Source organism: Psychrilyobacter sp., assembly GCF_049671765.1.
Classification (GTDB): domain Bacteria; phylum Fusobacteriota; class Fusobacteriia; order Fusobacteriales; family Fusobacteriaceae; genus Psychrilyobacter.
In genome coordinates, this window is the sequence record NZ_JBATVM010000006.1 from 1 (window position 1) to 12,592 (window position 12,592).

Below are 12,592 nucleotides of genomic sequence, written 5' to 3' on the forward strand. Positions count from 1 at the left end.
ATGATTACAAGGAAAAATTATAAGTTAAATTAAAAAATGAAAAAGTATATAACGTTTCTGTTGTACGGCAAGGGTTAATTAAATATAATTCTTCAAACATTGAATTTGAAGAAGAAAGCTATAAAGAAGAAAATGAAAATTCCTTGAATTTAGTTGATTCAGATAAAAGAGAAAAATTTGATACATTAGCGGAAAAATTTAAGAATATTGATTTACCACCGCTAGAAGGGATAGGGAAATTTGATACATTAGCACTGGAAAAGTTTAAGAATATTGATTTACCATCGCTAGAAGGAATAGGAAAATTTGACATATCAGTACTAGAAAAGTTTAAAAATAAATATAATAAATAATAGATTAAAAGGGATATTAATAGTATCCCTTTTAATCTACTCTTTATATCTCCAAAACAATTCCCTTATAGACCTAGCTCTCCTAAAAACTTTAAACTGAAATAATTTAGTTTTATGATTCCAGGGATCTATTTTAAATTCTAATCCTTTTCCTTTAATTTTGAACCCTCCAAACCCAGCGACACCTTATATTCATCTAGCTTATTATCTATCTGATCATTAGATGTTAAATTTAGATTTCCATCATGTTTAGAGCTTTTAAGCCCTTCAGCAAAATCTATTAACACTTTATATGTTACATCTCTAGCCTTTTCTCCTCCTACACCCTCAATTGCATCTCCTACCTTGTCTCCTGTCTTCTTTAGTAGTGGTGATGGTAGAAGTAATAATTTTTTACTCTTTAATAAAAAAGTGAAATATTAATTCTGCCATTTAATATCATCAATAAATTCAAAAAAAGCAGGCTCTTCGGAGTCATATTTTAATTTAATTTTTTGATTATCAATGGGAGGTGAATCTGTAAAAATCATAGATGTAATAGGACCTTCAATAAGTTCTCCTTCAAAATTATAAAATGCATGGATTTTATCTATGTCATACGTAACTGAATAGCCATAATACCCTTCCTCTATTTGTTCCACACCTGTTATTTCGCCAGTAGTTTCTATCCATTTACAAAAACTTGTCAAACTAATTAATACAATTAAAAACATAATCATAATTTTTCTGTTCATTTTGTTCCCCCTAGTAGTTTTTTAATATTATTTTTAAATCTTTTTCCCCATTATAATATAACTTTTCTCTGACTTAAAAAATTCTTTTCCTGTAGAAATCATTTCAAATTTTTCATAGAAAGAAGTTTTATTTTTTCTTGCATTACACCATATATAATTTATATTTTTTTTTGCAGATAATTTAAAAACCTCTTTTAAAAGAAGGGTTCCGTAGCCTTTTTTTTGTTCATTTTTTAATGTAGCAAATTTTCTAAATTGCAAGCTATTTTTTGTTATATAAAGTGAAATGATAGAAACCACTTTATCGTTTTTATATACCCCAAGATGAATAGCTTTATCATCACCTTTAACTTTCACAAAATTAATATCTTTATCTGGCCACATAACTTCTCTTCTGATAGTTAAAATTTTTTCAATAGGAACTTCTTTTATAGTCATATGAGACCTCCCTTTGAATTTTTCTTTTGTTTGTATTATACCATAAAAAAAGAGGTTAAAATCTAATTCTTTCCACTGAGTTCACAAAGAAAAATGTTGGGGAGTCTTACTAAGCACACCACCAGACATTTTTAAGAAAAACTTCATTCGTAGCAAAAAAAATATGACGCAGATTAAATTCTGCGTCATTTTTATTTAAGATAAGAAGAGTTTTTATAGAGTGGATTTCTTTATTTAGAAAGTTGGAGAAGAAGTTCACCTGATTCTACTATTTTTCCCACTTCTACGAAAATATCTTCTATAATTCCACCTGTTTTTGCAGTGATAGTTGTCTCCATCTTCATAGCTTCTATAACAACTAATTTTTGATTTATATCTACTTTGTCCCCTTTATTAACAAGTATTTCTATGATAGCTCCAGGGATATTAGCACCTATTTGTAATTCATTATCAAGATCTGCCATTTTTACAATTTCAGTTGATACAGAAGAGCTCGATTGAGTTTTGTCTTTTATCCTTGTCTCTCTTCTGTTACCATTTACTTCAAATGTTACAGTTCTATAACCTTCATTATCAAGTTTAGATATTTGGAGGAGTGTTGTAACCATTATTTTTCCCTCTTTAAGCTTAATTTCACACGTTTCTCCCTCTGCAAGACCATGGAAATATATATCACTTCCTAGTTTGCTGAAATCACCATATTCTTTTATGTATTTCAAATAGTCTTCAAATACAGATGGATATAAAGCATAGCTCAGTGCATCTTGCATAGTTGGCTCTATTTTGTGTTTTGTTTTTAGATATTCTTTAATTTCATCAAAATCCTCAGAAGGTAATAACTCACCAGGTCTGCATGTTATAGGTTCTTCACCTTTAAGAACTATTTTTTGAAGATCTTTAGGGAATCCACCTTCTGGCTGTCCCATCATACCTTTAAAATAAGTAAATACTGAATCAGGGAAAGCAAGATCTCTTCCTTTTTCAATAATATTTTCAGGAGTTAGATTACTTTGAATCATGAATATAGCAAGATCGCTTACCATTTTTGATGATGGAGTTACTTTTACTATATCTCCTAAAAGAATATTAACTTTCTTAAACATTTTTTTGATCTCGTCGAACCTGTGTCCAAGGCCAAAACTCTCGATTTGAGGTTTTAGGTTTGAATATTGCCCTCCAGGGATCTCGTATTTATAGATTTCTGTAGAACCAGATTTTAATCCAGATTCAAATTGAGCATATACGGGTCTTACAACATTCCAATAATTAGAAAGTTGTTGAACATCATCAAGATTTATTTGTGTATCCCTTTCGGTGTTTTCAAGAGCCGCAACTACAGAGTTTAGAGAAGGTTGACTTGTAAGTCCAGACATAGCATCAAAAGCAGTGTCTATTATGTCTACCCCTGCTTCAGCTGCCATTAGAACAGTTGCTACACCATTTCCTGTAGTGTCATGTGTATGTAAATGTATAGGGATGGATATGTTTTCTTTAAGTGCTTTTATAAGCTTTTCTGCTGCATATGGTTTCAATAGAGCTGACATATCTTTAATTCCAAGAATATGTGCTCCCATGGCCTCTATTTCTTTTGCTTTTTTTATATAATAGTCAAGGGTGTATTTAGTTTTTGTTTTATCTAGAATATCTCCTGTATAGCAGATACATACTTCAGCAATTTTTCCGTTTTTGATAACTTCTTTCACAGGGACTTCCATACCTTTAATCCAGTTTAAAGAATCAAATATTCTGAAAAGATCGATACCACTATCAGAAGCTTCTTTAATGAATTCTTCAATTACATTATCAGGATAATTTTTATATCCTACAGCATTAGAGCCTCTAATAAGCATTTGGAGAAGTACATTTGGAACTCTTTTTCTTATTTCTTTTAATCTTTCCCAAGGAGATTCTTTTAAGAATCTATATGAAACATCAAAAGTGGCTCCTCCCCACATTCCTAGAGAGAAAAGATCTTTCCCAAGTATAGATGTATCCCTAGCTATTTTTAGCATATCAGTTGTTCTTACACGGGTAGCCATTAACGATTGATGGGCATCTCTCATTGTTGTGTCTGTAAGAAGTAATTTCTTTTGACTTCTAATCCATTTAACTACACCTTCTGGACCTTTTTCTTCCAGAATTTGTTTTGTACCAGAAAGTTTTTCAGGTCTAGGAGCGTTAGGGATGTACGGTACGTCAAATTCTGTTTTAATACCACGAGTTTCGTTTACAACTTTTTCAGCTATAAATTTAAGGAAATTTCCTTCGTTATCTCTTTTTACAGAGATATCAAAAAGTTTAGGATGTTCAGGGATAAATGCTGTAGTGAAGTCACCTCTTTCAAAATTAGGATGATTTAATACATTTACTAAGAAAGCAATATTTGTTTTAACTCCGGTAATTTTAGTCTCTTTTATAGAACGAAGAGCTTTTCTTATTGCATCTTTAAATGAATTCCCATGAGATATTACTTTTACAAGTAAACTATCGTAATAAGGACTGATAACAGCACCAGCATAACCATTTCCACCGTCAAGACGGATACCTATTCCAGAACCAGTTCTATAAATATCTATTTTACCTGTGTCGGGTGCAAAATTATTTACAGGGTCTTCAGTGGTTACCCTACATTGGATAGAGTATCCTCTAGTTTGGATAGCATCTTGACAAGGAATTCCTATCTCTTCTGAAGTTAATGCATATCCTTCAGCAATAAGTATTTGGCTTTGAACTAAGTCAATACCAGTAACCATTTCAGTAATTGTATGCTCAACTTGGATTCTAGGATTCATCTCGATAAAATAATGGTTTCCATGTTTATCTACTAAAAATTCCAAAGTACCAGCGTTTACATAACCGACTTCTTTTGCTATTTTTAGTGCATCATTACATATTTCTTCCCTTTTTCCTTTTGCTAAGGTAAGTGCAGGGGTTATTTCAATAACTTTTTGGTGTCGTCTTTGTATAGAACAATCTCTTTCATAGAGATGGAATATATTTCCATGCTTATCCCCAAGGATTTGAACTTCAATATGTTTAGGTTGCTCAACGTATTTTTCTATAAACATATCATCTATACCAAAAGCTTTTCTAGATTCACTTTTGGCACTTCTGTAAGAAGAAATAAGTTCTGATTCTTCTCTTACTATACGCATTCCACGTCCGCCACCACCAGCAGCTGCTTTTAGCATTATAGGGTATCCACAGATATTTGCAAATTCTATGGCTTCGTCTTCAGAACCTACAGATCTATCTACACCAGGAATAGTAGGAACCCCAGCTCTTGCAGAAACTATTTTTGACTGTATTTTATTTCCTAAATTTTCCATCATCTCAGCAGTGGGACCTATAAATTCTATTCCTGCTTCAGTACATTTTCTTGCAAATTCAGGATTTTCAGAAAGAAATCCATATCCAGGATGGATTGCGTCTACTCCTTTTTTTAGAGCAAGTTTAATTATTTCATCTATATCAAGGTATGCTTCGATAGGTCCTTTACCTTTACCTATTTGATAAGATTCGTCTGCTTTCGTTCTAAAAAGAGATGTTTTATCTTCTTCAGAATAGATAGCCACAGTTCTTATTCCCAGTTCTTTACATGCTCTTATAACTCTTATTGCAATTTCACCACGGTTTGCAATTAAGACCCTTTTAAATCTTCTACTCATTTGAACCTCCTACGACAATGAAAAAAATCTTTATAGATTATAGATGTAATGTATATGATATTCATCTGTCTTAAAATAATATTTATACCAAAACTTTTTTAATTTCATCTATAGTTCTATCTATGTCTATTTTTGTTATTTTCCCAAGACACCCTATTCGAAGGAGTTTTCCAGTGTAATTTCCTTGACCACCTGCAATACTGATTCCATTTTTATCGATTATTCCTCTAAAATCATCCATATTTTCAATTTTTTTATGGGTTACTGCAACCAAGGTATTGCCTCTAGCCTTTTCATCTTTTACAAAATATTCAAATCCTAGTTTTATAAGTTCTTCTCCCAGATATTTTCGAAGTTTTGTATGTTTTAATTGGATAGAATCTAAACCTTCCTCTAAAAGAAGATCACATGCACACTTAAGTCCTACCACTAGGGTAATAGCTGGTGTATAAGGGTTTTGTTGTTTTTCTTTTAAAAATTTAATGTATTTTTTTAGGTCAAAATAAAATTTAGGTAAGTTTGATCTTTCTATAGCTTTTTTTGCTTTTTCACTCAAGGCAACAAATGCTAGACCTGGAGGAAGTAAAAATCCTTTTTGACTTCCAGCAATAACACAATCAAGGGACCAAAGATCAAATTCTAAAGGGTTTACAACCATACCACTGATAGAATCTACAACTAAAAGAATATTTGTATCTTTTGTAAGATCACCGACACTTTGTATGTCGTTTAAAACTCCAGTAGAAGTTTCACTGTGAGTCATAAGTATTCCTTTTAAATCTGGATTATTAAGAATTACTTTTTTGACATCCTCTAGATCGTAGGTAGAGCCCCAATTGTATTTTAGTTCAACAACATCAAGGTCATAGGTAGTTGCAATCTCTACAAACCGCTGTCCAAAATTTCCTGTATTAATTACCAGCACTTTCTCTTTTTTAGAAAATAAATTTACAACTGCAGCTTCCATAACTCCAGTACCAGAACAGGTCAATGTAAGGACTTCTTGTTTGGTTTTGAAAAAATGTTTTAGATTTTCACTAACATCGCTAAATAATTTTTTATAATCTGCCATCCTGTGATGGATGACATCTTCAGCCATTTTTTTTCTGATTTCTTCAGGAACATTGGTAGGTCCTGGTGTCATTAAAAGTTTTTTCAATATGATCTCCTCCAAGATAAAATATATAGTAAATGGTGTTCACTTATAGTTCAATTTAAATTTATCCTTATTATACTAAAAAAAAATGATAATAAAAATATCTAAATAGTGTAGTATTCAGATGAAAAATATATAGTTTATAAAGTGGTTATAAATTATAGAGTTCATCTATGGATTCTTTTAAAATTTTTAGTCCTTTTTTTATTTCTTCTATCTCTACATCGGCAAAGCAGAGTCTAACCCATCCATCACTCTTTTCATTCAATTTAAATATAGACCCAGGTAATATACCTACTTTTTTTTGGAGTGCCCTCAAAAAAAGAGCTTCACTACTAATTTTCTCCAGTTTCACCCAAAAATATAAGCCCCCTTGAGGGATTGCAAATAATCTAAGATGCTCAATTTTCTTTAATAGGTCATAGGCTATTTCGAATTTTTTCTTGTATATAGTTCTCAAATTTCTAGTGTGAATTTCCCAAGAATCAGAGCTTAAATAATGTTCAAAAGCTCTCTGTATTAAACCAGGGGTAGAGATATCTGTATGATATTTGGTAAAAGAGATATATTTTAATTTATCCTTAGGGGCTATTAAAAATCCTAATCTAAGACCTGGCATAAATATTCTAGAATAACTTTTAATATATATTACTCTTTGATTTCTATCCAAAGATTTTAGAGAAAAAGGTTTGTCCTTGTAGTAAAGATCAGAACTAGAATCATCTTCAACTATATAAAAATTATATTTTTCAGCCAATTCCAAAATTTTTAATTTCTTTTTTTCAGAGTAAGAGATCCCAGTGGGGTTATGAAAATTTGTCATAAGATATAGATATGATATTTTTTCTTTAGCTACTATATTTTTCAAGATTTTTAGATCTATGCCATCTTTTAACAATGGAACATCTAAAACCTTGGCACCTCCTCTTTTAAATGATGTAATAGCTCCAGAATAACTAGGGTTTTCAACTATTATCTTGTCCCCAAAATTAATTAAAGATTTGGTTATGAGATCAATTCCCTGTTGGGCTCCAGAAATTATTTGAATATCTTCAGGATTTGTTATTATTTTTATATCTTCTAAGTGCTTCGAAATAATGGTACGTAATCCCACATAGCCTTTTGGATCTTCGTATGCAAATATTTTTTCCTGATCTCTATCGATCACAAAGTTTATAGAATTTTTAAATTTTGTAATGGGGAAATAATTTCCGTTGGGATTACTATTTGCAAAGTTGATCTCTCCTTCTACATCTAATTTTCCATATTTAAAAGTCTCCATAAGGATCTCTTCCTCTAAAATATTTTTTTTAATATTGAGGTTATTTACATAGATCCCACTCCCCCTTTTTTTATAAACATATCGGTCTTTTTCTAGGGTGTCGTAGGCTTTTACTACAGTTATATTGTTAACTCCTAATTTTTTAGCCAAATTTCGGATAGACGGAAGTTTTTCATGTTCAACATATTTATTTTCGATAATATCATGTTTAATTTTTTCATATATTTGAAGATATAGTGTCTGTTGATTATCTAAATTCATTTTATCCCCCTCTTTAATTGTATCGATACAATTTTTATAGTTATGATTGAATATATTATATATGAAGCGTATGATAGTGTCAAAGAAAAAACATTATAAAGGGGGAGAAATATGAGATATGAATTAAATAAAAATTTGGCACAGATGTTAAAAGGTGGAGTTATAATGGATGTAACCAATGCCGAAGAAGCAATAATAGCTGAGCAGGCAGGTGCTTGTGCTGTAATGGCTCTTGAGAGAGTTCCGGCAGATATCAGAAAGGACGGAGGAGTAGCTAGAGCTTCAGATCCTGAGATGATCAAAAAAATTCAATCTGCTGTATCTATACCAGTGATGGCAAAGGTAAGAATTGGTCATTTTGTAGAAGCACAGATATTAGAAGCGTTAGAAGTAGATTATATAGACGAGAGTGAGGTATTGACACCTGCTGACCCTGCACTTCATATAAACAAATCAAATTACAATGTGCCATTTGTTTGTGGAGCCAAAAATCTTGGAGAAGCTCTTAGAAGAATAAGTGAAGGTGCATCTATGATAAGGACTAAAGGTGAACCAGGAACGGGAGATGTTATAGAAGCTGTGAGGCATATGAGAATGATGAATAACGAAATAAATAGAGTTCAAGGGCTTTCAAAAGAGGAACTTTATAATGCGGCCAAAGAATTAGGAGCTCCTATAGACTTAGTGGAATATATCCATGAAAATGGTAAACTTCCAGTTGTAAATTTTGCTGCTGGTGGAATAGCTACACCTGCCGATGCAGCCATGATGATGCAATTAGGTTGTGATGGAGTATTTGTAGGATCGGGGATATTTAAATCAGGCGATCCGAGAAAAAGAGCTGCTGCCGTAGTGAAGGCTGTAACTCATTATAATGATCCTAAAATTTTAGCTGAAGTTTCTACCAATCTAGGAGAAGCCATGGTAGGAATCAATGTTTATTCCATAGATACGAAAGAATTAATGGCTCATAGAGGATACTAAGATGGAAAGAATAAAGGTGAAATCTATAGGAGTTTTAGCACTTCAGGGGGCTTTTCGGGAACATATAGACATTATAAAATTGCTTGGACATAAAGGGCGTGAGATTAGAAAAGTTGAAGATTTGAGCTCTATAGATGGTCTTATTCTGCCTGGAGGAGAGAGTACTGCAATGGGGAAACTCCTGATAGACTTTAATCTGAAAGAAATTTTGATGGAAAAAAGTAGAGAAGGGCTTCCTATTTGGGGAACTTGTGCTGGGATGATCTTATTGGCTAAAGAGATAGCCGATGATAAAGTTATTCATTTACCCCTTATGGATATTACAGTAAGAAGAAATGGTTATGGGAGACAATTGGGGAGCTTTAAGATAGACGGTATATTTAAGGGAATAGAGAATAAAATTCCCATGGTTTTTATACGAGCACCCTATATAGAAAGAGTAGGGAAAGGTGTGGAAGTGCTAGGAGAAATAGAAGGAAAGATAGTAGCTGCAAGAGAGGGAAATTTACTGGTAACATCTTTTCATCCCGAATTGACAGATGATTTGAATATACATAGATATTTTATAAATATGATAGATAGATAATAAAAAAGGAAAAGAGCTTTCAATTAAGAAAGTTCTTTTCCTTTTTATAAAATTTGTTACTTTGTCTCTGAATCTTCAGACTTAGAATTGTTTTCTGTAGAAGCTTCAGTGACATTACCTTCTTCATCACTGGTAATTACAGATACATCAGTTACGTTATCAGATTTACTGACAGTAACAGAAGTGGCTATAACTGAAAGATTGTCTTCATTACGCTCCTCTAATCTTTCGCTCAAAGAAACAGCATCTTTCTTTTTAGCAGCAGTATACTTATTATCTATATATCTTATCCAAGCTGGAATAAATTTTGGATCATAAGGTTTAGCTGTTTTTAATTTTTTTTCTTGAATTCTTTCTAGTTCATCCTTATAGCTAGTATAAGTTTCGGTAAAAATAGGGTCAGTAATATCTTTTACTGGATATTTTTTTAAATTTGGAAAATTTCTATCTAAAGTCTCATTCCAAAAATCAATTCTATCTTTTTCAAGTGCCAAGAAGAAATCTATATCTCCTTCAAATCTGATCTCTCTGATTCTATCTCCTATTTCTAACTTTCTAATAACACCCAAGTCTGCATCAGAAATAACTTCTCCAAATACTGTATGTTTTTGATTTAACCAGTCAGCAGCATACATTGTCATGAAAAATTGAGAACCACCAGTATTAGGACCTGCATTTGCCATAGCTAGCATACCTGTTTGGTAGAAATCTAACCATTCTACAAATTCATCTTCAATTTGATAACCAGGACCACCTAAACCAGTTTCTAAAGGATCTCCTCCTTGAGCCATAAAGTTATCTACAACTCTGTGGAATTTTAGATCATCATAAAAACCTCTTTTAGCTAAGTTTATAAAATTTGCTACTGTAACAGGAGCAGCTTCTGGATAAAGATAGAAGTTGATATCTCCTTGAGTAGTAACTATTGTTGCTTTGATATTATTTATTTTTGCTACTTCTCCGGCTTTCATAGCTCTTCTAATAGATGAGCAACCTCCTAAAACTAGAAGTAGAAGGAGTGCAGAGATAAGTGATATTTTTTTCATGTGTATACCCCCAAATTTTAGAATTATTTTAAGTTAGGAAAATCTTTGGCTAATTCTTTGTTTAATTCAGCTAATAATTCCTTGTTCGCTTCTAAAAATGCATCTACATCTCCAGTAATTTCAATTGTTTCTATGATATCGTTTTGAGCTATTTTATTGACTACATCTTGATCTTCAGAAGATACAACTTCTCCAAAGATAGTATGCTTATGGTTTAACCAAGAAGTTTCAGTATGAGTGATGAAAAATTGAGAACCATTTGTGCTTGGACCAGAATTAGCCATAGCTAAGATTCCAGGCTTATCAAATACTAATTCTTTTACGAATTCGTCTTTGAAGTTATATCCAGGGCCACCCATTCCTGTACCTTGTGGGCATCCACCTTGAATCATAAAGTCAGCGATAACTCTATGGAATTTTAAATTATTGTAGTACCCTTTTTTAGATAAGTTTACGAAATTAAGTACTGTAAATGGTGTTTCATTTGGAAATAAAGTTATGTTGATATCACCCTTATTAGTTTTGATCTTTGCAATTAAATTTGTATTTGACACGATTGTTGCCTCCTTTTGTATTATAGTTGCTTTTTTCCCGTTATTTGTTTTTCTTTTCATTACAAAAAATATGATAATTAAGATCACTATCACATTTATTGCTATTTTAGTTCCTGTATTCATATCGAAATATACCTCCATTTTAACATAGTAATTTGACTTGTGCAATATCTAGGATAACTCAATTAACAATTGATATTTTATCCTTACAAAGTATATAATTAATATTAACACGGAATTTTTAATTTCTTTAAAATAAAGTATTTTGAATTCGTGTTATTTGTGACTAAGAATTTAATTTTTGAGATAATTAAACTCTATTTATTTTTCATTTCACTACTAAAAACTTTTTTAAGTTCTTCTTGGGAAATAGTCCCGTAAATATCGTAGGTCCATTTTTTTAATAGAGAATCCTTTAATCCATCTAATGCTGATTTACACTGAATAGTTTTCTTTTCTAGGGCACTCCATTTACTCCTAACAATAACCAACTGATCTAGGAATTCCATTTGAGCATCTTCTTGGATAGCATCTCTTAGTTCTGCTTCTAGTTTTCCTTCACTATCTAAGATTATATCAGCTTGTTTTAATAATTTTTCCATCTTTGATTCCAATTCTTTGATTTGGTATTTAAATAATTTTTCAACAGCTTCTGCACCCGATTTTCCAGTTAATTTTTCTCTCTTTTCTACTTCGTCTAAAATATAGTCTATATTGATATTGTTAACTTTCATAATGTCATTGACAATACCCATTAAAGATTCTATTTTTTTGTCATCTAGTTCATCTAAATTTTCTGATATATCGTTGGTAAACTCAAGATATAAAGCTTCATATTTTGGAATGAATTCTAATTTGATTTTTTGCATCCCATCATAATCATCTAACTTTTGATAGTTTTGATAGTCTTTATCCATCTTCATCAAAACTTTTAAGATCACCTCACTGGCAAATTTTTTAAATTCTTTAATTTTTTCTAATTTCATATTAAAATTATCCTCCTATTTTGTTTTTTCTACTATTTACTTTTTGCTATATTCCTTGCAGCTAATATACCTGTTGAAATTGCAGCTTGGATATTGTAACCACCAGTATCACCGTCGATATCTATAATCTCGCCTGCAAAATAAAGTCCTTTAATTAATTTAGATTCCATAGTTTTAGAATTTATTTCTTTTAAATCTATCCCACCGTTGGTTGCCATTCCAACATCTATACCGCCTAATTTAGTGATTTCGTATGAATATTCAGTGAGAAGTTTCCCAAGATTATCTCTCATTTTTTTATTTAGAGTAGATATTTTTACACATTCACATATTTCAGCCTCAAAAAGCATATTTTTAATAAATCTTTCAGGCAAATTATAAGTATTTAAAAAAGTTTTTGTTAAATGTTTACCGTGGACATTGGTATATTTGATGAATTCTTCTTTAAACTCTTCCGCAGTCATATTTATAAAATTAAATGAAACTTTATTTCCTTTTTTCATATATCTGGAGTTGTCTAAAATTCCTGGACCACTTAGATTTT

General features: G+C 31.4%; 12 protein-coding genes and 1 pseudogene. 3 read left to right on the forward strand and 10 right to left on the reverse strand.

Translation table 11 applies throughout. The features are described from left to right. Positions 1 to 143 precede the first annotated feature (143 nt). Positions 144 to 353 carry a hypothetical protein gene (locus WBG30_RS00290; protein WP_424502644.1) on the forward strand — a complete coding sequence of 70 codons (210 nt, stop codon included), beginning with the start codon at positions 144 to 146 and terminating at the stop codon, positions 351 to 353. Positions 354 to 493: 140 nt separating this feature from the next. Here the strand turns inward: WBG30_RS00290 and WBG30_RS00295 are convergent, their stop codons facing one another. From WBG30_RS00295 to WBG30_RS00320, 6 genes are all read right to left on the reverse strand, one after another. Continuing rightward, entirely contained in the window at positions 494 to 640 is a 147-nt protein-coding gene (locus tag WBG30_RS00295) for a hypothetical protein (protein WP_424502645.1), read from the reverse strand. 132 nt (positions 641 to 772) lie between these two features. Continuing rightward, on the reverse strand, positions 773 to 1,087 hold the full coding sequence (locus tag WBG30_RS00300; protein ID WP_424502646.1) for a hypothetical protein: 315 nt from the start codon (positions 1,085 to 1,087) through the stop codon (positions 773 to 775). 33 nt (positions 1,088 to 1,120) lie between these two features. Next, positions 1,121 to 1,525 carry a GNAT family N-acetyltransferase gene (locus WBG30_RS00305; protein WP_424502647.1) on the reverse strand — a complete coding sequence of 135 codons (405 nt, stop codon included), beginning with the start codon at positions 1,523 to 1,525 and terminating at the stop codon, positions 1,121 to 1,123. A 230-nt stretch (positions 1,526 to 1,755) separates the two neighbouring features. Further along, positions 1,756 to 5,193, reverse strand: coding sequence for a pyruvate carboxylase (locus WBG30_RS00310; protein ID WP_424502648.1), 3,438 nt, complete (start codon positions 5,191 to 5,193; stop codon positions 1,756 to 1,758). An 82-nt stretch (positions 5,194 to 5,275) separates the two neighbouring features. After that, positions 5,276 to 6,352 (reverse strand): pyridoxal-phosphate-dependent aminotransferase family protein, encoded by a 1,077-nt coding sequence (locus tag WBG30_RS00315; protein WP_424502649.1) that lies wholly within the window; start codon positions 6,350 to 6,352, stop codon positions 5,276 to 5,278. A 148-nt stretch (positions 6,353 to 6,500) separates the two neighbouring features. Then, on the reverse strand, positions 6,501 to 7,892 hold the full coding sequence (locus tag WBG30_RS00320) for a PLP-dependent aminotransferase family protein (RefSeq protein ID WP_424502650.1): 1,392 nt from the start codon (positions 7,890 to 7,892) through the stop codon (positions 6,501 to 6,503). A 111-nt stretch (positions 7,893 to 8,003) separates the two neighbouring features. Between WBG30_RS00320 and pdxS the strand changes: the two genes are divergently transcribed. Together pdxS and pdxT are read left to right on the forward strand one after the other, a co-directional pair. Beyond that, positions 8,004 to 8,876 carry a pyridoxal 5'-phosphate synthase lyase subunit PdxS gene (gene pdxS, locus WBG30_RS00325; protein WP_424502651.1) on the forward strand — a complete coding sequence of 291 codons (873 nt, stop codon included), beginning with the start codon at positions 8,004 to 8,006 and terminating at the stop codon, positions 8,874 to 8,876. A gap of 1 nt (position 8,877) precedes the next feature. Further along, the gene (gene pdxT / locus WBG30_RS00330) at positions 8,878 to 9,462 is read left to right on the forward strand and encodes a pyridoxal 5'-phosphate synthase glutaminase subunit PdxT (RefSeq protein WP_424502652.1); all 585 of its coding nucleotides are present in this window, start codon (positions 8,878 to 8,880) and stop codon (positions 9,460 to 9,462) included. 269 nt (positions 9,463 to 9,731) lie between these two features. Here pdxT and WBG30_RS00335 read toward each other — a convergent pair. The 4 genes and pseudogenes from WBG30_RS00335 to WBG30_RS00350 form a co-directional block, all read right to left on the reverse strand. Next, positions 9,732 to 10,508 (reverse strand): annotated as a pseudogene (locus WBG30_RS00335) (peptidylprolyl isomerase); the annotation flags it as partial. 23 nt (positions 10,509 to 10,531) lie between these two features. Continuing rightward, entirely contained in the window at positions 10,532 to 11,185 is a 654-nt protein-coding gene (locus tag WBG30_RS00340; RefSeq protein ID WP_424502653.1) for a peptidylprolyl isomerase, read from the reverse strand. A 194-nt stretch (positions 11,186 to 11,379) separates the two neighbouring features. Continuing rightward, positions 11,380 to 12,048: a hypothetical protein gene (locus WBG30_RS00345; RefSeq protein WP_424502654.1), complete on the reverse strand. Its 669-nt coding sequence runs from the start codon at positions 12,046 to 12,048 to the stop codon at positions 11,380 to 11,382. A 32-nt stretch (positions 12,049 to 12,080) separates the two neighbouring features. Further along, on the reverse strand, positions 12,081 to 12,592 hold a 512-nt coding region (locus WBG30_RS00350), incomplete at its 5' end, for an NAD(P)/FAD-dependent oxidoreductase (protein ID WP_424502655.1).

What these genes read in the sequence shown, in the direction of transcription:
- WBG30_RS00300 (WP_424502646.1), bottom strand. Translation starts at nt 1,087, where the DNA reads ATGAACAGAAAAATTATGATTATGTTTTTAATTGTATTAATTAGTTTG.
- WBG30_RS00305 (WP_424502647.1), bottom strand. Translation starts at nt 1,525, where the DNA reads ATGACTATAAAAGAAGTTCCTATTGAAAAAATTTTAACTATCAGAAGA.
- WBG30_RS00310 (WP_424502648.1), bottom strand. Translation starts at nt 5,193, where the DNA reads ATGAGTAGAAGATTTAAAAGGGTCTTAATTGCAAACCGTGGTGAAATT.
- WBG30_RS00320 (WP_424502650.1), bottom strand. Translation starts at nt 7,892, where the DNA reads ATGAATTTAGATAATCAACAGACACTATATCTTCAAATATATGAAAAA.
- pdxS (WP_424502651.1), top strand. Translation starts at nt 8,004, where the DNA reads ATGAGATATGAATTAAATAAAAATTTGGCACAGATGTTAAAAGGTGGA.
- pdxT (WP_424502652.1), top strand. Translation starts at nt 8,878, where the DNA reads ATGGAAAGAATAAAGGTGAAATCTATAGGAGTTTTAGCACTTCAGGGG.
- WBG30_RS00340 (WP_424502653.1), bottom strand. Translation starts at nt 11,185, where the DNA reads ATGAATACAGGAACTAAAATAGCAATAAATGTGATAGTGATCTTAATT.
- WBG30_RS00345 (WP_424502654.1), bottom strand. Translation starts at nt 12,048, where the DNA reads ATGAAATTAGAAAAAATTAAAGAATTTAAAAAATTTGCCAGTGAGGTG.